Annotated in this window: 22 protein-coding genes; 2 read left to right on the forward strand and 20 right to left on the reverse strand. The window is 31.4% G+C overall.

What is annotated here, in order from left to right; genetic code table 11:
- Positions 1-27 precede the first annotated feature (27 nt).
- A complete protein-coding gene (locus J2S15_RS14240) occupies positions 28-327 on the forward strand; it encodes a DUF3795 domain-containing protein (protein WP_307409466.1) in 300 nt (99 codons plus the stop codon).
- 39 nt (positions 328-366) lie between these two features.
- Here J2S15_RS14240 and J2S15_RS14245 read toward each other — a convergent pair whose 3' ends face one another.
- The 3 genes from J2S15_RS14245 to J2S15_RS14255 form a co-directional block, all read right to left on the reverse strand.
- Entirely contained in the window at positions 367-1,269 is a 903-nt protein-coding gene (locus J2S15_RS14245; RefSeq protein WP_307409468.1) for an SWIM zinc finger family protein, read from the reverse strand.
- Positions 1,270-1,422: 153 nt separating this feature from the next.
- Positions 1,423-2,160, reverse strand: coding sequence for an ABC transporter permease (locus tag J2S15_RS14250; RefSeq protein ID WP_307409470.1), 738 nt, complete (start codon positions 2,158-2,160; stop codon positions 1,423-1,425).
- 11 nt (positions 2,161-2,171) lie between these two features.
- Entirely contained in the window at positions 2,172-3,044 is an 873-nt protein-coding gene (locus tag J2S15_RS14255; protein ID WP_307409471.1) for an ABC transporter ATP-binding protein, read from the reverse strand.
- Between the two features lie 151 nt (positions 3,045-3,195).
- On the opposite strand from J2S15_RS14255, the gene J2S15_RS14260 reads away from it, so the two are divergent.
- Positions 3,196-3,627 carry a VOC family protein gene (locus J2S15_RS14260; RefSeq protein WP_307409473.1) on the forward strand — a complete coding sequence of 144 codons (432 nt, stop codon included), beginning with the start codon at positions 3,196-3,198 and terminating at the stop codon, positions 3,625-3,627.
- Positions 3,628-3,659: 32 nt separating this feature from the next.
- On the opposite strand, the gene J2S15_RS14265 is transcribed toward J2S15_RS14260, so the two are convergent.
- The 17 genes from J2S15_RS14265 to J2S15_RS14345 all read right to left on the reverse strand — a co-directional run bounded on the left by J2S15_RS14265 (position 3,660) and on the right by J2S15_RS14345 (position 23,590).
- Positions 3,660-4,295: an ABC transporter ATP-binding protein gene (locus tag J2S15_RS14265; protein WP_307409475.1), complete on the reverse strand. Its 636-nt coding sequence runs from the start codon at positions 4,293-4,295 to the stop codon at positions 3,660-3,662.
- Between the two features lie 9 nt (positions 4,296-4,304).
- Complete coding sequence (locus tag J2S15_RS14270) at positions 4,305-5,603, reverse strand: ABC transporter permease (RefSeq protein ID WP_307409477.1); 1,299 nt, start codon at positions 5,601-5,603, stop codon at positions 4,305-4,307.
- A gap of 12 nt (positions 5,604-5,615) precedes the next feature.
- Positions 5,616-6,974 (reverse strand): ABC transporter permease, encoded by a 1,359-nt coding sequence (locus J2S15_RS14275; protein ID WP_307409479.1) that lies wholly within the window; start codon positions 6,972-6,974, stop codon positions 5,616-5,618.
- A gap of 94 nt (positions 6,975-7,068) precedes the next feature.
- Positions 7,069-8,448, reverse strand: a complete 1,380-nt coding sequence (locus J2S15_RS14280; protein WP_307409481.1) for a sensor histidine kinase — start codon at positions 8,446-8,448, stop codon at positions 7,069-7,071.
- Positions 8,432-9,100 carry a response regulator transcription factor gene (locus J2S15_RS14285; protein WP_307409483.1) on the reverse strand — a complete coding sequence of 223 codons (669 nt, stop codon included), beginning with the start codon at positions 9,098-9,100 and terminating at the stop codon, positions 8,432-8,434. The genes J2S15_RS14280 and J2S15_RS14285 overlap by 17 nt, the downstream gene beginning before the upstream one ends.
- Positions 9,101-9,354: 254 nt before the next feature.
- Positions 9,355-9,693: a hypothetical protein gene (locus tag J2S15_RS14290; RefSeq protein WP_307409484.1), complete on the reverse strand. Its 339-nt coding sequence runs from the start codon at positions 9,691-9,693 to the stop codon at positions 9,355-9,357.
- Positions 9,694-10,030: 337 nt separating this feature from the next.
- Positions 10,031-10,237 (reverse strand): hypothetical protein, encoded by a 207-nt coding sequence (locus J2S15_RS14295; protein WP_307409486.1) that lies wholly within the window; start codon positions 10,235-10,237, stop codon positions 10,031-10,033.
- A gap of 374 nt (positions 10,238-10,611) precedes the next feature.
- Entirely contained in the window at positions 10,612-11,133 is a 522-nt protein-coding gene (locus J2S15_RS14300) for a hypothetical protein (protein WP_307409488.1), read from the reverse strand.
- Positions 11,134-11,251: 118 nt separating this feature from the next.
- On the reverse strand, positions 11,252-11,548 hold the full coding sequence (locus J2S15_RS14305) for a hypothetical protein (protein ID WP_307409490.1): 297 nt from the start codon (positions 11,546-11,548) through the stop codon (positions 11,252-11,254).
- Between the two features lie 145 nt (positions 11,549-11,693).
- Complete coding sequence (locus J2S15_RS14310) at positions 11,694-12,038, reverse strand: hypothetical protein (RefSeq protein ID WP_307409492.1); 345 nt, start codon at positions 12,036-12,038, stop codon at positions 11,694-11,696.
- 169 nt (positions 12,039-12,207) lie between these two features.
- Positions 12,208-12,621: an Imm63 family immunity protein gene (locus tag J2S15_RS14315; protein ID WP_307409494.1), complete on the reverse strand. Its 414-nt coding sequence runs from the start codon at positions 12,619-12,621 to the stop codon at positions 12,208-12,210.
- A 12-nt stretch (positions 12,622-12,633) separates the two neighbouring features.
- Positions 12,634-14,127 carry a TNT domain-containing protein gene (locus J2S15_RS14320; RefSeq protein ID WP_307409496.1) on the reverse strand — a complete coding sequence of 498 codons (1,494 nt, stop codon included), beginning with the start codon at positions 14,125-14,127 and terminating at the stop codon, positions 12,634-12,636.
- Positions 14,120-14,509: a hypothetical protein gene (locus tag J2S15_RS14325; RefSeq protein ID WP_307409497.1), complete on the reverse strand. Its 390-nt coding sequence runs from the start codon at positions 14,507-14,509 to the stop codon at positions 14,120-14,122. Before J2S15_RS14325 ends, J2S15_RS14320 begins: the two co-directional genes overlap by 8 nt.
- On the reverse strand, positions 14,487-15,113 hold the full coding sequence (locus J2S15_RS14330; protein ID WP_307409499.1) for a DUF5081 family protein: 627 nt from the start codon (positions 15,111-15,113) through the stop codon (positions 14,487-14,489). Before J2S15_RS14330 ends, J2S15_RS14325 begins: the two co-directional genes overlap by 23 nt.
- A gap of 1 nt (position 15,114) precedes the next feature.
- Entirely contained in the window at positions 15,115-15,414 is a 300-nt protein-coding gene (locus J2S15_RS14335; protein WP_307409500.1) for a hypothetical protein, read from the reverse strand.
- Positions 15,414-15,755 (reverse strand): hypothetical protein, encoded by a 342-nt coding sequence (locus J2S15_RS14340; RefSeq protein WP_307409502.1) that lies wholly within the window; start codon positions 15,753-15,755, stop codon positions 15,414-15,416. Before J2S15_RS14340 ends, J2S15_RS14335 begins: the two co-directional genes overlap by 1 nt.
- Positions 15,756-16,156: 401 nt before the next feature.
- Complete coding sequence (locus J2S15_RS14345; protein ID WP_307409504.1) at positions 16,157-23,590, reverse strand: immunoglobulin-like domain-containing protein; 7,434 nt, start codon at positions 23,588-23,590, stop codon at positions 16,157-16,159.
- Positions 23,591-23,622: the final 32 nt, after the last annotated feature.

The following is a 23,622-nucleotide window of genomic DNA, read 5'->3' on the forward strand; positions in this document are numbered from 1 at the left end:
AGTTTATGTATACTAGAGGTACTTCTTATGGAAAAAGTAATTAGTTGTTGTGGAGTGATTTGTTCAGATTGTGAGTCTTTCCCAGATGTTTGTGCAGGATGTCCAATCATAAAAGGAAAAGCACCATGGTTAGTATATACAGATGAATCTGTATGCGGTATCTATGACTGTTGCATTCAACAAAACAGTTTTAGTAATTGTGGTCTATGCAAGAGTTTCCCTTGCAGTCAATATACAGAAGCGATTGACCCTACAAAATCTGAGCAAGAAAATGATGAGATATTAAAGTCTCAAATAGAAGTAATAAACTCCCTTAATAATGATTAAGGAAGTTTCAAAGTATAATATACTATAAGCGAAAGTCAATTACGACTTTCGCTTTTCAATCATTACACTATCTACTGCTCTTCTTAATATAGGTTCTATAATTCTTGGTTCATATAATAACATCCAATCATAAAGTTTTTTATATTCTATTTCATCACATTTCTTGTAAATTGATTTCCAAAAACGTTCACACAGCTTTGAATACATCTCAAGATTTACTTCTTCATTATGGTAGTGACAATACTGAATTTTTTCCATAAAATATGCAGTTGCTTTAAAAACTATTATATACTTTTCTTTTTTTAGCATCCTTGTGAATAGTATATTTACCTCTTTTAAAAGAAAATCATCCATAATATATATTTCAGCAAAATAGCCTTCTTCATCATGATAATCTGTTTTGAATTTTTTTATTAAGAAATCAATATTTTCACATAACAATTTGAATTTCATATCATCATCTAAATTATCTAATTGCATTAGAAACTGGTTCTTTAATTCACCATTTTTAATTATTACATCATAGACAAACTTATTGAGAATGTCTCTATCTGTAGAATTAATTACTTCTTCCAAATCAAAATCATCTAACACAATCTCATTAAACTTATATACATCTTCATGCATTTCTTCAAATACATCTACTGCTCCATAAGTATCATCGTCAAAATATAATTCACTTCCACTTTCATCTTCCAACTGTAAAACAACAGCGGCCATATGTTTACAATGATTATATTCTCCATATGGACATGTGCATCCCATCCCTACTATTTCGTTACCAACTAATCGAATCCTCACATTATAGTCATGCATACCACCAACAATAGCATCTACATCATTATCTGTCTTTTTTAATGACATGATCGCGTCTGAATCAAAATATCCCATTCCTCTATTTATAATTTTATTTTCAAATAAATACTGCCATCTCGCTTTCATATTACATTCCCCTTTCATCTATAGATTCATAAACGTCTTTATATAAATGTATCGTATCATTTGAATTCTTTAATTGTCAATGCACCCTGAATTTTTCAGTTAAACAGAAAAAAAGATACTGGATAGTACCCAATATCTTAATTCGTATAATATTTAATCTGCCTCTAAACCATTCTTCTTATAGAAATACATAAATAAGAATGTGAATAATACAGCGCTTCCTAGAAGCACTCCTATCTGTTGCAGTTGTAATGCATATGCTTCACCTGCTACAAATGCATCAATCATGTTTGTAGCGATTCCTGTATATAGGAAATCAGCGAATACTGCAATATTTGCATTCAACGATGCAAAGGTTGGAATTAATGTAAGTATAAGTACAAATGGCATCATAATGTTATTTGCATTTACTTGTGATTTCGCAATAATACCAATTAGTAATCCAATCATTGAACTGATTAATGAACCTGTAATTGTAATAATTGAGAACATTACAAAGTCTACATTCGCAATATTTACTCCACTTACAAAGATTAATACATAATTAATAACTACTGAAATCACGAATGGTGGAACTAAACTTCCAATAAAGAATTGTGTACCATTTACTGAAGAAGTCATAAGTGCACGTAATGTGTACTTTTCTTTATCTTCGGCTAATGGTAATGCTGTCATCATAACTACTCCCATACCTATGTTGAATGACAAACCTAAGTTTAATGCCATCCCCATTAAGAAGTCCATTGATTCCGGATCTCCGTCTGCCATTGATGTATATAAGAATCGCATTACGATTGTCATTCCTACTGCCATTAATGGACCTGTTAAAGCTGCTGTGTTATTCATTAACATCTTAATCTTCAGCTTCATTACTGCCATTATTTTTTTCATATTACTTGATCTCATACTAAGCCCCTTCCTGTCACTTTAATAAACACATCTTCTAATGTTGGTTCACAAGAGTGAATTGCTTCTACTTCATTGTTCATCATTAACTCTTGAATCTTTTGAATATTTTGAGGTGAATGATCCATTGTAAGTTCTTCTTGTGAAGATAGAATTAATTTATATCGTTTTGAATCATTGTGTCTTAGACAAATGTCTTTAGGAACACCATACTCAATTACTTTACCTTGGTCTAATAATGCTACAGCATCACAAAGTTTTGTAGCTTCTTCCATATTGTGAGTTGTTAAGAAAATTGACATTCCTTGTTCCTTTAACTCTAGGAATAAGTTTTGAATTTGATTTGCCGTTGTTGGATCTAACCCACTTGTTGGCTCATCTAGGAATAGCAATTTTGGACTATGTAAGATTGCTCTACATAATACAAGACGTTGTTTTTGTCCCTTCGATAACTTTCCTGCTTTTTGTTTCTTTTGTTTTTCTAATCCAACTCTTAATAATAGATCGTCAATTCGTTTATAATCCACACTAAGAATATCTGCATACACTTTAAGATTATCATATACACTTAACCTTTCATAAACTCCACTTGTATCCGTAACGATACCAATTTGCTCATAGATTTCTTCATCAATCTGTTTTGAATCTTTCCCTAATACAGCTGCATCACCACTTGTTGGATTCAACTGACCTGTCAGAATCTTGATTGTTGTTGTCTTTCCTGCACCACTTGGTCCTAGGAAACCAAAGATTTCTCCTTGCTTAATAGAAAAACTAATATCTTTTAAAGCAGTTGTGCTTCCAAATACTTTTTCTATATGATTTAGTTCTAAAATAACCTTGTTGTCCTTATCATTTACTTGTTTCAATGTTATTCCCTCCTTGACTACCCTGATTCTATCAGTTCCATATTAGAAAAATACAAATCTTTCCCAAATGGTAGATTTGTATTCCTAAACAACCAGTTCTTAATATTATATTATGATGTAGTATAATAATGGTAAGTATGGGAGGTTTCTTATGTCATATAGAATTGATCACATTCAAATAACTGTTACCGATTTAAACGAAGCAGAGTTTTTCTACGATAAGATGTTTGAATATCTTGGATATGATATCTCTAAAAAATATAAAGGTTATTTAGAGCATGCAAATATGGAAGTAATTGAATATTTAAGCGATGGATTTGACTTTGGTATTTGTTCACCTAGAAGTGAATTCAAGGATGAAGCAGTGAACTCTAGAAAACCTGGTAATGTACAACACATTGCGTTCTTCGCGGAAAGTAGAGGTAAGGTTGATGAGTTTTATCATAAAATTAAAGAATTAGATGTAAAGATTCTTCATGATAAACCAATGGAGTATAAAGAAAGAATTGCACCTAATTATTATGCATTATTCTTTGAAAGTCCTGATGGCATTCGTTTTGAAGTATTTCATTATCCTAAGTAGTTATAAGAGCCGAGAAAATTCTCGGCTCTGTTTTATTTCTTACGTTCTTTTATTTCACCTTTACTCAATCTCAATACAACATCAGCCTCTTTTGCTAATTGATTGGAGTGAGTTACGATGATAACACATTTGTTCATTTCGTATGCATTGGTTTTTAATAACTGAGTTATTTCCTCACCAGTTGTCTCATCTAAGTTACCTGTAGGCTCATCTGCCAATATTACATTCGCATCGTGCGCAAGTGCTCTAGCAATCGCTACACGTTGCTGTTGACCTCCTGATAACTTGGTAACACTTCGTTTCATTTCATCTTGTGCCAGTCCTACCTTTTCTAAGATTTTGGTATTCTTATCGTTTGTAGTTAATTGTACATTTTCCAAAGGAGTTAAATAATCAATTAGGTTATAGTTTTGAAAGATAAAAGATACTCTTTTCTTTCTGTGATATCCCAATCCTTTGGTCTCAATATTCTCACTATCAAAGAAGATTGTTCCATTTGTTGGTGAATCAAGACCTCCTAACAAGGATAGTAATGTTGTTTTTCCACAACCGGATGGACCAACAATTGCATAGATTTTTCCTCTCTCAAATGTATAGTCAATACCTTTTAGGATTTCCTTTTTATTGTCATAAGAAAATCGAACATCTTTAAGTTTTATTGTTTCCATGTATTTCTCCTATTCTGCCTTCGCTATAATGTCTCTTGGTTTTAATCGAATAATAGAATAACTTGTTATTCCTACTGCAATTAATATAATGATTCCACCAATTGCAAAAACTTGAGTCAGGTATTCTGCAGATACTGCAATTGTTACTGTATCTACATCTGCAAATTGAGAAATAACATAAGTTCCTAATCCTTGTGCAATCATTGTACTTATGAAGTAAGATACTGCAAATGCCACAATTGCAATTAATGCGACTTCGCTAAATAACTGTAAGATAATATTTACTTTACTTTTACCTACTGCAAGATAAATTCCAATTTCACGTTTTCTACCACGAATCCATGTTGCAAGAATTAATGTTAGGATGATTGTTGAAACTGCAATAATTACAATAATTGCATTCGATAATAATTCTTCAAACGACTCTAAAGGATTTTCGATAGTTTCAGCTTCTTTGTTATCCATTACGACTTTTAATGATTTACCTTCCAGTTCAGGTAAATTCTTAATTTCTTCATATACTTTGTCGATTCCTTTTGGTGAGTTTATATAAATATCAAGTTTTGGCAATCCATTGATTTCTCTACCAAAGTTTTCATTCATTGTTTTATAGTCTACGAATCCTTGGTTTGCAGGAATGTCTGATGCCGATATTGCATCTTTACTGATTCCTTCTGTACCAGAAAAGATTCCAATTATCTCTAGTTTTACAATCGAATCAGTATCTAAATTATATAATTCGATGGTATCTCCTACTTTTAAGTTATTATAGTCAGTTAATTCTTTAGAAAGCATAACTACATGTTTATCATCAGGTTCTATATGCCTTCCTGATTCCAACTTATACTTTCCACTGGTAAACTCTGTATTTTTCTTACTTGATAACGATGCTGTATAACTGGATAAATCACCAATATTATCAAATCCTGATGTATCAAAAGATCCAGAGAAGTATTTAAAGTTACGTGCTGCTCCCCAGAACCCTTGAGGATTACTTGAATTATAATCAACAACTCCATCTACTTTTTCAATAGCTTTAACTATATCATCAGTAATGTAATCACCATTATAGGTATAAGTAGTTCCCCATTCATTTTCACTTTTTGTCATTTTATCTGTATCATCTATTTCTATTCTTATTTTTCCATCAACTGCACTTTTCACATCTGATGTAACATCAATACTGGCATCTTGAATTGCCATTGTTAATATTAGAAAAGATGACAGAAAAGTTAATATTAGAAATAATATTGATGTTTTTATCTTTTTTCTAAAACAATATAGAAATGCTCTTTTTAAAAAATTCATTTCATTTCCTCCTTAACTTAGTTTGCTTAGTATTTCTTTTGGTTTCATTTTTAAGATTTGTCCTGACACTACAACAATCGCCACTACCGTAACTATGCTTTGAATTGCATATAGTTGTAGTACTTTTAATGCGCTAATATCCAGACCCATCCATACACTGTCAGCAATAGATACCTGATCTTCATTTAAGGCTGTATTCATTAACAGCAGTTCAAAGTCTTTGAATACATTAGTTTGAATCAGTTCACTAATCCCTATTGATAGGAATAGTGACGCAATAAATGCAGTTACTGCAATGATAAGTACTTCTAGAATTATCTGGATGATAATTTCGGTTTTAGTAATACCAATTGAGAGTAATATTCCAATTTCATGAATACGAGAGTGGATGCGAAGAGATAATAACAGCATTAAGATTCCTAACATTACAATTGTAATTACAATCAGTAATATATTTACTAATTCAGTTATTGATGATAGTCCATCTTTGATTTGCTGGTATTTAAAATCATTGGTATGTACAAAGTATTTGTCCCAATCAATTGATTCAATTGATTGAACATCTTTGGTGATGGAAGCAAGATCTTTAGGGTCTTTTACATAGAATCCTATCTCACCCTGATATTCTCCTTGTTTTGCTTCTTTTAACTCCACAAGTACATTGTGATCTGCAAATATCTGATTCTCATGCTTACCTGCAGTTGGTGAATCTACAGAAGATACTGATTGATGTTTAAATATCCCAACTATTTCTACTTCTACTTGTTGCTTGGTATCAATTGTATTTACAAGTTGACCATCAATTTCACCTAGTTTCGCTGCATCTAGTTTTATCGTATCACCAACTTTTAGTTTGTTTGTTTCAGCCAGTTCTTTACTAATCATTATTTTATTCTGATCAGTGTTATTGATATGTCGACCTTCCTCTAGTTCATAGTCTTCCTCAATAAACTTAGAGTACAGTTTTGAATAATGTAATCCGGTAATCTGTCCCATATCATTTTCTTCACTGTGACCTGATCCTGGAACAAACTTAATACGTTCACTTTTTCCATATCCATAGTTTTCAGCGTTATAGTAAAGAATATCTCCTTTTTCTTCTATCTTTTTTATTTGTTGTTCATTAATTACTTGATTTGCTTCATCCTTTACCAACTCATCATTTTCATTGCGTGAGAATGTTTCTTTCTGTCGTGTATAGAAAGCAGCACCAACTGATTCTCTCATTCCCTGAAATATCTTATCCGATGTTCCTAACATCGAAAAACTACATAATAGAAAAGTGGAAATACTCAACAGCAATAAAAATAAAGTTAATGTTTTTCCTTTACATCGTGCGATATAAAGAAATACTCTGGTAATTATATTCACTAACTTCTCAACTCCTTTCATACCAAGAGTTTACCAATCGAATATTAGTTTTTGATTAGGCTTAAATTAGATTTGCATAAAAAAACTAGCCAATTTATTTTTGACTAGTTGGTTCTAATATAATTGTAAATTTTACTGAGTTTTTATCACTTTGTATCTTGTACTGCATTTCATGTAATTTTAATATTACTTTCACAATATACAATCCTAACCCATTCCCACCAAGATTTTTATTTCTTGATTGATCAATTCGATAGAATGGTTCAAATAAGGAAGATAATGATTCTTTTGGAATACTGATTCCAGTATTCTTAATAGATAATACTTTCTGATTATTCTTTTGGTAAGAAGCAATCGTTATGATTTCTTTCTTAGGGGAATATCGTACAGCATTTCCTAAGAGGTTATGTAGTACCTTATTAAATAGATTTGTATTTACATCGATGGTAAAGTCTTGTTCACTCATTATTAACTGAAGTTCTTTCTCGTCAATTAATGGTTGAAACTCTTTTACTGATTGAGATATTAATTCTTTTATTGATCTTTGTTCGATTGTTCCCACACCAATGGTTTCTAGTTTTGATATCATTAGTAATTCCTGAACTAGGTATTCCACATTTTCAATCTCATGCATAATCTGTGGCAGATATTTTTCATGATTTGTATAATCACCAATTCCCATCATCATACTTTCTACTTGTCCTTTTAATATAGTAATCGGTGTTTTTAATTCATGAGAAACAGCAGTAAAGAAATCTTTTCTCTGTTCATTCATTGTACTCATGACATTCATATCCTGCTTCAGATTCTTATTTGCGATTTCCAGCTCGTTTAAAGCTGTATCAAGCTTCGTTGACATCGCATCCAAACTGTTTGCCAATATTCCTATTTCATCGCTCCTGTTGCTTTGAATGGACTGTGAGAAATCAAGTTCTGACATCTTCTGGGCAATCCCGCTTACGTTCTTAATTGGTTTTACCATTGTTTTTGTATATACGTATGCAGCAAGTAATGAGATTAAAATAATTCCACCTATGATAATTGGTGTTAAATTCTTCATTGCAGTCTCTAAATCACTTTCGCCTACATTTAATGACATTACATAAAGTGCATATCTGTTGTTACTGTCTTTAAATTTTATATCATAGGCATAACTTGTACCCACTGCATCTTGATCTGATGATTCAAGATTACCAAAGGTTAATTCACCATCTTCTCCAGATAATTGAGCAACCGCATTGTTCTGAATACAAAAATCAGTAATTATTTCTTTTGCATCTTCATAGTTATACTTGGATAGTCGCTCGTATAATTCATTTGAATTCTCACCAAATCGATTATTTGATACTTCTTTATAATTATTGAGAACTGCTACATTTACAACAACTAAGATACACAAACTGATTCCTACAAGTAGAGCAACAAGAAACAGAAATAATTTAGCACTTAAACTACTTTTAATTTTCTTTTTCAATTTTGTATCCCACCCCTCGTATCGTTTTAATATAATCTCTATTTAATTTCTTTCTTAAATTCATAATATGAAAGTTTACACCACTCTCACTTCCTAAGAAGTTATATCCCCAAACATACGTAAGCAAATCATCTCTCGTGTATACACGTCCTCTATTTTTTAAAAATAGTTGTAAGATATCAAATTCAAACTTGGTAAGGTCAATAGATTCTCCATCAACAGTTACCGTATGACTTTGTAAGTTCATTTCAATATCTTTGTATATAAGTAATTCTTCTTTCTGAGTATCTTTGATTCTTCTAAAAACCGCTTCTACTCTTTTCAATACTAATTTCAAAGAGAAAGGTTTCGTAATATAGTCATCTGCAAGTAGTTCAAATCCTTTTAATTGCTGATCTTCACTATCCAATGCAGTTAAAATAATAATAGGAACATCCGATTCTTTTCTTATCATTTCACACACAACAAAACCATCGATTTTTGGCATCATAATATCCAACATAATCAAATCATATTTATTTGCATGAAATGCATCAATACCTTCCATTCCATCACTTGCAACATCTACTTCATATCCAGAGTTTCTTAATAACTCACTTAAGATATTTTGTATGGCGATTTCATCTTCAATAACTAGAATTCTTTTACTCATAGTATAAACTCCTACATTACTTACTCTTATTATAAAATCAAATTATTAGTTTTTGATTAGTTTATCTTAATTCTACAATACTATGGTGTTTTATACTATGTGTATACTTAAAATATGATTTAACATTAGTGGTATGAATTTATAATAAAAAGCATATCCGATTTTACTTTTCAGATATGTCTTTTACATTTTAAATATTTATTTTTAATTATAGTTATTCAAAACATCGAAGCTTTCAAAGACTCCTACAAAATTTAAAAGTCATATTCATCTATACATTTAAAATCAGTTTCAGTCCATTCTTCTTTTTGACTTAAGTGCTCATAAAATCTTTCTAACACTGAATATAATGCATCTATTTCAGTATCTCCTTTTCCAGCAGCACAATAATAGCTTTCATTTTGCTTATCGCCAATATCTTTTATTTGAAGATTTGTATACCCTTCAAATGATCCATCATCATTTTCCCAAATTTTGATTCTAAAATGTAAATAGGGTGTTTTCTCCATTTCCATGAGTTTATATTCTGCTACTACTTTTCTAATCTTCACTATTGTATTAAAGTCTTTCGTTGCATTTTGCCATGTTTTCAAGTTTTTTTCACCTCAGTTCTGAAGAAGTATTTATTTAACTGCATATCAATAATCTCCTCTCTTAATTAAATCAACATATTCTTATTATGTTGTTAGAAAATCTCATTTACATCATAACGATGTATTTTAAAAATCATATAAATTTAGCAAAACATTATAGTTTTATACCAGTAAACACATCATCTTAGTCTAGTTTATTAAGGTATTATTTTTATATTAGTCTCTATATGGTGATATTGCTAAAATATCTTCTTCTTTTTTTCTTTCAACAATTTCTTATCTAATCATCATACACGACAAACCCTATACTTTCTAAAGAAAAAGGGTAAGAACCCCTTTAAAAACCCATTCGATCATTCAAATTTCTAATTAAGTAATTATACATAGCCTGATCAGTCATTTGTTGTTGTATTTCTTTTGCTTCCTCTTCTGTAATTTCAATCTTTATAATTTTAGATGCAATTTCACCACTATCATAGCGAATAAAATAAGAATCATTTTCTTTTAATATTTCAATTCCAAATTGGTTATATATTACATCCATTAATAATTTCTCCTTTTACTTTATTGGGTCAACAATATATTCCCCATGTCCTGAGGATTTAATTGTTGCTTCTAGAATTCTACCATCAATATCTCCTTTAGGAAGCCATTGTCTGTTGACATCAAATTCATTTCCACTAGGAATTCTCGAATCTCTAAGATGATTATCAATATATGTTTGATCTAAATATGTGCTTGGGTCAGGACGATATTATCTATTTGTTTGTAAAATATCATTTATCTTGCCATAATCAAATCAGGCATCTGTTAAACTTCATTCTATTGTATCTAGCTGTTCGATAAGTCTAATTTTGTCAATATTTATGAAGTTTACCTAGCAACACTGTGCAAATAATGATTTTATTATTTTTTAAACTAACTGACGATATTACCTTCTATTCCACCGGAATCTGATATAGCCTTCATAACGTAATTCATCATCCCTAAAAGAAAACTATCTATTTTATTTTCTTTATCAGATAACTCTTTGAAGAAAATTCCTTTTCCAGTTTTTAAATACACTCTAACGTTATCACTATTATAAAATTCGGTTTCTTTAACATGTTGCATATATGGTAGTACTTGATGACTACTTATCAGTAGAGATTGCATTGCTTTCATTACTGATTCTCTTTTTTCTAACCCTGGTACAGCCGAACCACTTCCATGATATAAATGAGTATTTAATCCAAATACTAATGCTAAAGTCTGTGTTTGAAATCCCACAATACCACTCTTCATTGGCATATCAAATACCGCAATATAGACTTGTTCATCATTATCTAGCCTTAATCCCATATCTTCATTTGTATATTGTAAAACTGTCTTTCGATAGTTTAAATATTTTTCTGAAACATTTAAATCTTTTAATAAATCTGTATTTTCATATTTTTCCATAAATATCCTTTCGAGATTACAAATTCTATTTTAACCTATATTCCATATTTAAGTGATTACTTAGATAGAAAATAAACTTATTAACTTCTTTTATCGTATATGTTTTCTGTTCGCATTTTTATAAATCTCTATATTTATTATTTATTTCCATTAATAATAAAAACAGATCAGATGGTTTTATCATATCCCACCCCCATACTTTAAAAGCTCTTGCGAAACTCTCTAAATAGCGATTCTGAGTTGGTGGTAACACTCTAGAATTAAGTGTTTCTTTTAAATTGCTTAACTCAGTGATAATTTCATTTAATTGAGAAATAGTACTTTCCCCAACGATGCCATCATTTCTCTTTGCTTTTTCAAAAATACAGAGGTTAAGACATTTCATTATTTCATTGTTAATTTCATTAGCTTTCATAACGTTATTTTACCTCTTCCCTAGAACTATAAACATTAGTAAGATTATCAAAAAGTTTAAAGAATTATAAATAATCAATATTAACTACCTATTTGCATTGATTATTAAATTTTTAGTAGCATCCACATCAAACGAGTTCTACATTTTATATCCATTCTTTTGCTTTTAAATACTTGTCTGGTATCCTTAACTCTATTTCTATTTTTAATTCTTTAAAGAAAATATTAAAATCTGCTTCATCAAACCATTTTTGACTATTTTCTAGAGAAATATAATTTCCTCCATTATTTATGCTACAACCAAATCTTCCTCTTTCATAATTTAATCTAATATTAAAATAATTATAAAGTTCAAAATCAATGCTAAAGGTTCTGTGATTAACATCATCATTTACATCAAATATTGAAAAGTTATCAACCCTATTACAAAAAAACTCACGTGCTTTAGCATTAAAATCAAATGCCATTTGTTCTGTGCTATTTAATTGCATACCAATAATCTCCTCTCTTAATTAAATCAACATATTTATACTCTGTTGTTAAAATTGCATTTACCACATAATGATGTATTTTAAAATCGTATAAATTCAATAAAAACATTATAGTTTTTCCACTATTAAATTCTCATCTAAGTCTTTTTTATTACGGTATTATTTTTAATCAATCTCTATATGGTGATATTGCTAAAATATCATCTATTTCTTTTTTTCTTCTTTCTACAAAATTTGGATTTATTTCTTTTAACAGAGTCAATTGTTTTTTCCACATTATTCTCCTAAAATCACTTTCTTCATCCCTATGTTCCAACTCATACTTCTGAGCCAGAACGGAAGTAGCACTTTTAAATACTTCATACATGATATCATCTAGATTATTACTTTCTATATGTTTTCTCATATTACCTTGACTCATATTAACATAATGATACATGGAATTATCTACATAAATAGAGACTCCATCATTAAACACATCAGGTGTTTTTGAAAACATTGGATACAAGCCTGAATCTGTTTCTAGTCCTATTTGATTTCCCAGTTTGAAAACTATATTTTTAATTTCTTCTATTGTAAACATTATCAATCCCTCCTACTTTAGTTCCTTAATCCAACCTAAGTCAATTAGTTCATTAACTGTGTAATCTGTTAAAAATTGTATTCCTCCACCTTTTTGATTAAACCAAGGAGCAACAGTACCAGATTTCACATCAAATGGTACAATAACCTCATATCTAGCATAAGGTTGTCCATCCATAAACGGTGCTAATGCCCTTGATTCATATGGTGTTCCTTCTGGTGATAAATAATATCCATCTCTAGACCCATAGCGATCAATTATTTTTCCTGTTTGTAATGTTTCTATTTCATACTGTCCGTTGATAAAACCATATAGATTTACATCACCATTTGTTCCAGGATAAATCACGCTACCAGTTTTTTGATTAAAGAATTTCGAATTATCATATACCTCTTTATACTTTATATATAAATCAGGTGAAGGTGTTATACTCCAATCCATTAACTTCATTCGAGTTTGTTGGTCAACACCTAAATTAGCATATTCTAACCATTGTTGATATTTAATATCGTCTGCTGTTTTAGCAACATCAAACGCAGTGTCTGCATTTGCAGTCTTACTAGCATTATACCTTATTTTTCCAGCAACTGATATCGATAAAAATACTCCATCAATTGTCACTGTTGCCATTAAAGCATCTCTTTCACTAGGTGTTAATGGATTGCCATTAATATCTGTACCATTGAATAAGCAAAGAGCATCAACAACTGACAATCCACCATTCACAATTCCTGATGCAATTGATAGGCCACCTACATTAACTCCAAGGAAGGTTGCTGCTCCAGGTAAGGCTGTAAAGAACAGCGTACCAAAGGCTAACACTGCACCTGTAGTTCGTAATATATTTAATGAATTTTCTAATAATGTAGTATGATCAAAATCTGCCAGTATAAGCATACTTGCAAGATATGATTCATAGAACATGTCAGCATCAATAGCACTAATATCTTTTATATCTGGATATAACGCTTGAAGATAACGCTCATAATTCCCTCTCATTCGATCTCTTGAATACTGTGATTTAAGTATATCATTTATATTAAGATTGTCATAAGTTACTGAATTTAATACTCTTTCATAATCTCTATATCCAATTTGGTTCCAACTCTCTTTCTTACTCACAATTCCATTGGTATTCTTTACTTCATATTCATCTATTTCAACCTTTGATAATCGTTCTATCGTATCGTCCAAAGATAAATAAAATGGATGTTCAACGCATGCATATAATATATCTGCTACAGATTTACTATTGGCATGATTATTATTACTGCCAGTTGTAGCTGCGTTTGCAAAGGTTTCTATGTCATCTGAAAGTGTATTAAGTTTTTTCTTCTGGTTGCTGTAACTGTAACCAAGTTCATATTGTAAACCCTGGTACTCTATAAAAGAACCAACATCAGCAATAATAGTATTTACACTAATTAAATCATCCAAATGTGCATCTAAGTCTGTTGCAACATAACTAATGAAACTTAGTCCATTTAAGTCTATTTTTTTATTCATTTGCAGATCCTCCAAATACTGAAGTCTCTAACTGTTTAATATAGTTGGCAGCTTTCTCATCAAGTAATGCATATTCTGAAATTGTATCTAAACAATAACCATGTAGTAAAGAATAGTAATCACTTAACATTTGAATCTTACCATATAAATCTTGTTCAACATTCATTCCAAATGTATCACTTCTTGAATTCACAGAAGTAATACGTTCTACTTTTCCTTTACATTCACCATCTTCATAGAATGGTGAATCATATAGATATTTAAAAGCTGGATATATTTCATTTTCAATTGCTTGAATAACAGCTATAATCGAATCTGATAACTGAATCAGTTCTTCTGAATTAATCGCAACTTTTCCATTAGCTATGATTTTTACGCTCATTATGTATCCCCTCCATGGTTTCATTTAATTTGTTTATATAGTCATGATGTAAATTATGTTGTAGCCATTCCACAATATTACAATCATCAAGTTTATCTGATTTCTGTAGTTGATCATCCAATTTATAATATGTTTCTTCCTGGTATGTTATTGCAAGATTACTTTTAATTATTTTCTCTTTATCAAATAATTCAATCAGCAAATAACTATCTTTTAGTAATTGTTTATTATCAAGTATTTCTGATGCAATCAAAGGATGAGCAAACATAATACGAAATGCTCCTTCAATTGCTGAAAGACCAAAACGATATGTCTTTTCTATTCCTTCTTGTATTCTTTTTACTACACACCATTTATCATCAAGTATTGCAATTACAAAATTCTGAAAATGAATATAATAATTTGCATTGTTGTATCTGCGAATTAGTTCAACAATCATTACTGCGTCTTTCTCTGGCAGATTATTTTTATTGATTACTTCTTTGTCGATTAATGTTCTCATTGCATGTGCTTCATTCAATTCTGTATCAACACCAAACACTTCTTGAGTACCAGTGTATAGTGCCAGATAATTTACTTCATTTGCGGTAAGAATATCAATCATGTTATTCGATTTCCTTTAATTTCTTAATTGCATAATATGTATCATAATTCTCTGCTGCATCATGAAGGTCTTCCATTGACTTCTTAATATCAGTAACTACTTCATCTAATTCTTTGTGGTACTGTAGTATAATTCCCATCATTGCATGAAAATGATTTCTACTTTCACCTTCCCATTTCATCGCTTCTATTCCATCATATAATTTCTTTGCAGTAGCATAGGTATCACCCAGCATCGTTTCTACATTCCCTAAGGTTGTTGCACTTTCTGCAACATTATTATTTAATTTAAACTTTCCCATTAGTAAGTCATCCTTTCCTCATCTTCAAGTCTTGAAATAGATGCAATACAATCATATCGCTTTTGTTCTGCTAGTGTTTTTGCGTTACGTAGCATTGTAAGTGCTTCTACTTCGTTATTTCGAATGATATTCATTCTATTTATAATAGAATTTGATTTTTCATAAAATGTTAATCTCGGATAAGTGTCCATTTTAGAATCTGTAAATCGATTATTGGTAAAAGAACTAAAGATCCCATACTTCTGTATTTTGGTAATTGCTGAATCAAGTTCTTCAATCACCTGATCATATTTCCATTTTTTAGTTTGTAACTCATATAGTTTATTTGAATGTGAATACATAACATCCCCTCCTCTGTTTAAAATAAAAAACACCTAAGAAGATATATCTTAGGTGGAATTTAAAAAATCCAAACAAAATAAAAACAACGAAAATTGTTCCCCATCTTCTCATTTATAGTATTTATAAATGCCCACTGTTTATATTTTGCCCTGTATGCAATGGTTTATACCATTAACAATATAATAAAGGTTTTTATTTTATGTGTCAAAAAAAATTGTATTTTTTATTTTGGAAATCATATTCGCTATAACACCATTATTTGTACGAATAATGAATAAATATTAGGATTCATGATAATATTATTCACTTTAATATTTTATAAAAAGCTACAATGCCTATTGTTTGATTGAATTCATCAATTAGGTACATTGTAGCTCTTTTTTGTCTTTTAAATTATAAACTATTTAGTTAGACTATTTTTTACTGTTCTCTTTTTCAATACAAGAATTACTCCTAACATTGCTACTAATAAAATCATTAGTGATGTAGTATTTGTTGTATCTCCAGCATTTACATTATTTACAGAATTGTTTGAAGTTGGAGCAGTTGAAGGATTCCTTTGTCCTTCTTCAAGAACGGTTACTGATACAGTTACTTCATTTGTAACTGTGTCTCCATTTTCAGCTGTATATAATGCTGTAAATGTTAATTCATAAACTCCACCTTTTTTGCTGACTTTTCTAATTTCTGCTAATTGATTACCATTTACATTGATTGAAATGCGTTTTAAAGTATCTTCCGTTGAGTTCTTTAATAGATATGCTTCTACTTCAGATAATTCAATAGCCATAGACTCATCAATTGTAAGAGCGTCTTTGTACTCCATTGTGAAATCATTTGCGCTAATCGTTAACTCATCACCATCAGGTGTTGTTACTGTTGGAGGTGTAGTTGTTCCTATAACTGTCACCTTCACACGATGACTAACTTCTTTATCATCATGTTTCACAATATAAGTTAAGTTATAGATTCCTCCAGCTTTACCAGCTTCTTGAATTGCTTTTAACTCATGTTCATATACTGTAATCTCGTCAGTAATATCAAGGTATGTGATACTACCATCTGCTGCTACTTCTTTATAGAAGGCGCTTGCATTTCCATGTGTTACATCTTTGGCAATATCTTCACTTAAGTTTTTAGCATCTGCATTTTCTAATGCAAACCCTTTTGCTGAGATAGCAATCTTTTGATCTTTATCCCAGATAGCAGTATCTTCCAGAATAAGCACATCTACCGTTGCTGTTGTTGTTTTACCATCAGTATTGGTTACACTATAAGCAACTTTGTATAAACCTTCTATGCTGAAATCAGTAACTCCATTTGGACCACTTACTACTGATATACTTACATCTGAAGTTAAATCAATACTCATTGGTTGTGCACCAACTGTATCTTGTGCTTGTAAGTAGCTTGCACTTACAGCTGCTTTTACTTGTGCTTCAATTGTTTGATCACCCACTAAGTATAATTGTCCATTTACTTTTACTTCAGGTAATCCATGTACTTTCACTGTTCTTGTCTTTGTCTGTGTGTTTCCGAAGCGATCAGTGATTTCATATGTTACTTCATATGTTCCTGGGGTTGTGTATTTTCCATCTGTTACTGGTATGTTATGTGTAATCGTTGTATTCGTAGTTGCCCTTGTTGTTAATACTGGAATATTAGTATTTGTTGCATCTTCTGCACTTACTCCATGTAATACATCAAAACTATCTCCTACATAATGCTCACAGTCATTTGCTGTAATTGTAGGTGGAATTAGGGTATGTGTCACATCAACATTTACACTAATTGTCGCTGTGTTTCCACTATCCTCTGCTGTGAATGTTAATGGTAAACCATCTTCTCCATCCAAACCAACTGCCTTGATTGTATCCAGTTCACTTGCTGTTGCTGTGATTGCTACTGCATTGCCACTTTCCAAATAGAATGCTTGTGCTCCTGATCTAGCTATAACGTCTGCATTATCTAAGTGTTCAGCATCTGCATTTGCTACTACAAAATCATTTGCAGTAATCACAATTCCATTCTCAACCACATAGTTATCACCTTCAACAACTACAATAACATCTTTTGTGATGACTCCACTGTTTCCAGTTGCTTTAAATGTCAGTGTGAAAATACCACCTTCACTTCCAGCTTCTTTTATATCACTTAACCCTACGGTTGTAATTGTATCAGTGATATCCTCTGTATTTACTGTATTACCATTCTCTTTTTCAAATTCATATGCAACAGCATTCGCATATTCTTTTGCTTTGCTTGTTGTCAATGAACTTAATTGCGCTTGTGTTAATGAGAAGTTAGAAGCACTGATTGATAAATCACCATCTGTAATTGTATCATCTGAAGTTACAACTACATTCACTACTTTCTTAACTGTTTTCCCTTTTACACTTGTACTGTACTCTACTTTATATGTTCCTACTTTATCAAACCCACTATAACCTGTAGGACCTGATGTAATAGTTGCCGTAGCTGTTAGTGTTGTCATTTGTGTAGCACCACCATCTAATGCTTCTTCATATTCTGCACTATAAGCAGCATCTACAGTTGCTTGAATTGTAGAATTGTTAATATTGTATACTTGATCATATGCAGTTATTGTAGGTACTCCATGTACTTTCACAGTTCTTGTAGCACTTCCAACATTATCAAACTTATCGCTGACTGCATAAGTTACTGTATATGTTCCAGCAGTAGTAAGTTTTCCATCACCACCAACTGGTACAGTTGAAGTAATATTTATATTCTTTCCACTTCCTGTAGTAACCAGTGTAATAGGATCATTTAGTGCATCCTTCGCACTTACATCGCTCATTACATCAAATGCATCACCAACAAAATATTCCTGATTAGCAGCACTTACAGTAGGTACGATTAATGTAGGACTAACCACTACAGTAACTTCAATACTTGCACTTTCACTACCTTTGGTAGCTGTAAATGTTAGAGGGAAACTTCCTCCTTCTAGGGTTGCAGTATTAATCGCTAACAGTTGCGCATTGTTTACACTAATATTTGTAACTGTTGCATCATTTGCTAATTCAAATGCGCTTGCATCTGAATTGCTGATTGCTGCTGCTAAATCTAAATCTTCTGCATCTATGTTAGGAACTGTGAATCCTTTTGCTTTGATTACGATTCCATCTTCTACTTCTACAGTATTTCCTAATACTACTACTTGTATTTCGGTTTCAATTGTTGATGTACTTCCCTGTGCAACTAGTGTCACTTTAAAAATTCCACCATCTGTTGTTACATCTTTTACTGCATCGTATTCACTATTTGTTTTTACATTCACTGAATCCGTAATATCTTCAATCTTTGTAATGTTTCCATTTTCTTTTGTATATTCATAAGCAACTGTATTTGCTTTACTCATCAATGAAGATTTGGTAAGTGCCTCTACTTCTGCATAAGTAAGAACTACATTATCTGCAGATATAGCTAAATCTCCACTTACTTCAATAGTAGCTGGCAGTACAACGACATCTACTGTTTTGTCTTTTGTTTTCCCACCAACACTTACACTGTATTTCACACTATAAATTCCTGTTTCACTAAAATCTAATGTTCCATTAGGACCACTCAAAACAGTATATCCAACACTTGAAGTAATATCCTCTTCTACTGCTACACCTACACTATCACTAGCTTTATCATAGTTAGCTCTTGCTGCAGTGGCAACAGCATTTGCAATTCCTGTATCTTCAATTGAATAGGATTGGTTATAAACAGTTAACTGAGGTAATCCATTTACTTTCACTAATCTTGTATATGTTCCTACATTACCATAGGCATCTGTAACTGTGTATACCACATTGTAAGTTCCGGCTTGCGTCAGAATTCCTAATGATACAGGTACACTACTATTGATTGTAGTATTTGCATCTGTTCCAGTTGTAGCTAATGTAATTGTTGCACCATAATTATCAGTTGCACTTACACCATCTAGCAAATCAATTGTATCCCCTACGTATTTATCAACTGTTGGTGCTGTAATCGATGGAGCAGAACTTGTTATTACCTTCACTTCAACGATTTCGCTTACAGTCGTTCCATATACATCTTTAATCGTAAGTTTCACTTGAATTGTATCGGATGGATTTGTCAGTTGTTTTATACCTGTAATTGTTACTGTATCAGTTGTATCGTTGCTTAATGTTACATACTGAGAATCAGCAGCATTCACTAACTCCCAAGTATATGATTGCTTAATACTATCCCAGAAATCCGGAGTGATCTTTGTAGGTGCAATACTAACTTCTCCGCCAACTTTAACTGTTTGCGTTGATGGTAAAGTAAGGGTTAAGTCTACAGGTGGATTATATTTAATATAACCTGCGCTTAAATATTGTGACCCTGGAATTGTTGCATTAATATCCTTAATCCACCCAGCATCACTACCACTTTGAATTACATCACTGTTAATATCCAATGTATTGTTTGCAGTATTACGAATCGTAAATTCATAATTATCACTTGAACGATCAGCAAATTTAATTGCATATGTGCTGTAATCCAAACCATTAGTTTCTGTATCGAATGTATAAACACCACTTGTATTAGTAACAGTGCTTCCTTCAAATTCATAATCACTAGTACTTTCATTGTATTTGTATAATTCTACCGTTTGACTCCCAACCAGTGTGTCACCATCAGCACTACGATATAAACCATCAGCATTTTTATCATTAAATACAAATCCACTAATTTGTCCTATTACTAATTGTGCTCCAACTTTTGCACCAGGTTTAAATCCAGTGGCAGAAGTTGATTTTATATAAAATCTTGGATTATAAATATTCCTAGTTGCTATCTTATCTCCATCCGATGCTGATTCGAAATTTTCATCTACTTTTAAATCAATTTCAAATTTCACACTTTCTGCAGGACTAATTGTTTGTCCTGTTTTTAGTGAAATCTTAATCATTTTTATGTCTTTCATCACTGATGTTGAAGGATTTGAAACATAAGTTGCAGAATTATCATAATTTGCCTCTGTTGCCTCTGTTGAATAAGAGATATCAAACTTCGTACTAGTAGTATTAACTAAATTACTCAAAGCCATATCCCATTTAAATTCTTCATCTTGGAATCCTGATCCAAAGTCTTCACCAGTTTTAGGTATTGGTAAATAAATATCCAATGACTCTGCTACATCTGGTGAGTTATTTGTTACATCCACACTATACTTAGCATCTACTCCTGGCATAAAGTAAGCAATTGTATTATCATTACCTTCCACATAAGGATCACTTGGTTCTTCATTACCTAAAGTTAAGTAAGATTCTACAACCAGTTGTTGGTTTTTTGTAACAACCAATTCAACTGGTCTAAATGAAAACAATTTATCTGTTATACTGCCATTATTATTAAAATCATGTATATCAGTAAATGGTTGTAAATTTGAAAATCCCCCTGGTACATATCCACTTTTATCCCATGCAGCTAAGTTACGAGCATTTAATACACCTTCTAGTTTTGTTGTTGTACTCATCTCATAAGATAGATTTATAAACTTTGTTTTTTCTTGAGAAAAATAATATCCAATATTGGTTGATGGTGGCATCGTAATTGTATAAATTGTTTCTCCTGCACTGTTCACATGTGAAGTATGGCTCCAACCACTGATTAGATTTTCATCTTGATCAGTAATCACTAATGAATCAATGTTGAGCAAAGTGTTTTTTGGTTGACGAAGATAAAATTCAGGTGCATTCATTGTTCCTATATCACTACTTCTAAAGTGTGTGCGTATCTCTTTCAAATTGACAATAAAACTGTCCCCAGCAATAATTTGATTAACTGCTTCATTTTCTAAATTTGTAAAAGAAACTTCGTTCATAAATAATGTAGTCACTGATGCTTTGGAATCTAATGAACTAACTGTTCTAGTTCCTTCTGTAAATAAAGTTGGATTATCTTTATCGTAGACTTTCATTGTTACATTTGCTGTTGTTGCTCCTACTTTTAAACTTCCATATGTTGAAAAATTCCCTTCATATAATTCTACATTATATCCCGTACTATATCCTGATGAATAACTTCCTACATCCGCTCTTATTGCTGTAATATAATCATTTGCTCCTAATCCCATTTTTTCTTTTGTAATGCGTTTTAAAGTCTTACTATAGTTTATATCACTCGCACTAGCAGGAGTATAGGTTAACCATGTATTTACCCCATTGATTTGATATTCTATGCTTGTAAGACTATTCGTAGATACTGTATTATCAAAAGGAATATATACTTTTTCTATTTGCCAAGCTGCATCACTTGTCATTTCAAATACCTGATTTGTTTTCATTCCTGCTGTAGCATTCTGTAAATCAAAGTATGGTCCATACATATAAGTTGGCTCTACTGCTGAACTATTATCCATTACAATATTTTTGTGAATTTTCACTAACATTTTATTCTCTACTGAATCTGGATCTACAATTGTTACAGATTGTTTTGCAGTAGTTGTAGTTGAACTAGAAGTCGAATTATTATACCATACATAATCTGCATAATCCTCACTAGGTGCTGTATATGTTCCTTCAGCCATATCTACGGGTACATCATAGGTGATATAATATCTGCCAAATGTCATTGTGTTATCATATTTAACTATAAATCTTGATTGTTCTGGTTGATGCACAATACTAGTATTCGCTTTATATTGAGCACTTAATACTATTTTTGCATTTTCCATCCCCTCAGGATAATACGCATACAAAGTACCAGATTTAGCATACATTCGATCTGCACCTAAACCTCTTCCCCCAAATCCTGATAAGTTAACTTGTCTACCTTCAGTAGAGCCACTAACTGTTTCGTTATTAGTACTTGCTAACAATTCTGGTGTACCTACATTAGCAATTGTTTGTGTTGTTATTGTCATAGCAGCTTCTGTAGGCCCAACTACATTTACTTCTTGTTCAACAGTTCCAATTAATGTCTCTGGACTTCCTATATAAGCTTTTGTTGTAAGCTTATCTGCTAGTAAATGTGGACCATAGTATTTATAAGCATCTACACGTACCTGAATTTCAATTGTTGCTTTTTGAGTACCTGGTGTAAATTCATAAATGACTTCTCCGTGTGTTCCGTCACGCTCCTCATCCCCAAATAATGTATCTTGTGTAGGAATTATTACTTTACTAATATAATCTGCTACACCACCACTAGGTAATGTAGATAAAACACTTGTATCTACATCTGTAGTATTATATTCACCAGTAACTGGTATTTGCACATAACGCATTCCATCTGGTAATGAGAATACAACTTTTTTTCCAGATGATGTGGTGTCTGCACCAAAATCAGCAGTTAAAGTAATTGTTTTTATATCTCCGTTGCTCCAACCTGTTAATGGTTCAAAATTAGGAATATCCATTGTAATTGTACTTGATCCATCTGTATCACTTCCTGATATTCTAGGTGACACAATTCCCTTTGTTTGATTTACTAATGAAGTTTCTTTTTTGTTGTTGAGCCCATCAACAACTACTTCTTTTTCATATGTATACTCATCTTCCTCTGCTGCATATATGATATTAAATGTATATGTCTTGTTTTCTTTTGCTACATAAGTGACATCAGTTATCCCCAAACTGATACCCTCAGGATCTATTATATCCTTTATACTGTATTTATCATTGATACCTTCTATATCAAATGATATTACAGCTTCTGTTGCTTCATCATTGTAAGTTACCTCTTCTTTGATTTCAAATTCTTCATTTGCTAATAAATTGGTAGTATTAAATAATGCTCCAATACAAGTAAATGAAAGAATTAATGAAATAGTTACTTTCAATAATGCGTTCAATTTCAATCTCATTTCATGCCCTCCGTTTCGCATTTCATAATTGA

This window comes from Breznakia pachnodae (assembly GCF_030814225.1).
Classification (GTDB): Bacteria; Bacillota_I; Bacilli_A; order Erysipelotrichales; family Erysipelotrichaceae; genus Breznakia; species Breznakia pachnodae.

Bases quoted from the DNA above. Each gene is read 5' to 3' on its own strand.
- J2S15_RS14240 (WP_307409466.1), top strand. From the start codon at position 28: ATGGAAAAAGTAATTAGTTGTTGTGGAGTGATTTGTTCAGATTGTGAG.
- J2S15_RS14245 (WP_307409468.1), bottom strand. From the start codon at position 1,269: ATGAAAGCGAGATGGCAGTATTTATTTGAAAATAAAATTATAAATAGA.
- J2S15_RS14250 (WP_307409470.1), bottom strand. From the start codon at position 2,160: ATGAAAAAAATAATGGCAGTAATGAAGCTGAAGATTAAGATGTTAATG.
- J2S15_RS14260 (WP_307409473.1), top strand. From the start codon at position 3,196: ATGTCATATAGAATTGATCACATTCAAATAACTGTTACCGATTTAAAC.
- J2S15_RS14265 (WP_307409475.1), bottom strand. From the start codon at position 4,295: ATGGAAACAATAAAACTTAAAGATGTTCGATTTTCTTATGACAATAAA.
- J2S15_RS14270 (WP_307409477.1), bottom strand. From the start codon at position 5,603: ATGAATTTTTTAAAAAGAGCATTTCTATATTGTTTTAGAAAAAAGATA.
- J2S15_RS14285 (WP_307409483.1), bottom strand. From the start codon at position 9,100: ATGAGTAAAAGAATTCTAGTTATTGAAGATGAAATCGCCATACAAAAT.
- J2S15_RS14295 (WP_307409486.1), bottom strand. From the start codon at position 10,237: ATGGATGTAATATATAACCAATTTGGAATTGAAATATTAAAAGAAAAT.
- J2S15_RS14300 (WP_307409488.1), bottom strand. From the start codon at position 11,133: ATGGAAAAATATGAAAATACAGATTTATTAAAAGATTTAAATGTTTCA.
- J2S15_RS14305 (WP_307409490.1), bottom strand. From the start codon at position 11,548: ATGAAAGCTAATGAAATTAACAATGAAATAATGAAATGTCTTAACCTC.
- J2S15_RS14310 (WP_307409492.1), bottom strand. From the start codon at position 12,038: ATGCAATTAAATAGCACAGAACAAATGGCATTTGATTTTAATGCTAAA.
- J2S15_RS14315 (WP_307409494.1), bottom strand. From the start codon at position 12,621: ATGTTTACAATAGAAGAAATTAAAAATATAGTTTTCAAACTGGGAAAT.
- J2S15_RS14320 (WP_307409496.1), bottom strand. From the start codon at position 14,127: ATGAATAAAAAAATAGACTTAAATGGACTAAGTTTCATTAGTTATGTT.
- J2S15_RS14325 (WP_307409497.1), bottom strand. From the start codon at position 14,509: ATGAGCGTAAAAATCATAGCTAATGGAAAAGTTGCGATTAATTCAGAA.
- J2S15_RS14330 (WP_307409499.1), bottom strand. From the start codon at position 15,113: ATGATTGATATTCTTACCGCAAATGAAGTAAATTATCTGGCACTATAC.
- J2S15_RS14335 (WP_307409500.1), bottom strand. From the start codon at position 15,414: ATGGGAAAGTTTAAATTAAATAATAATGTTGCAGAAAGTGCAACAACC.
- J2S15_RS14340 (WP_307409502.1), bottom strand. From the start codon at position 15,755: ATGTATTCACATTCAAATAAACTATATGAGTTACAAACTAAAAAATGG.
- J2S15_RS14345 (WP_307409504.1), bottom strand. From the start codon at position 23,590: ATGAGATTGAAATTGAACGCATTATTGAAAGTAACTATTTCATTAATT.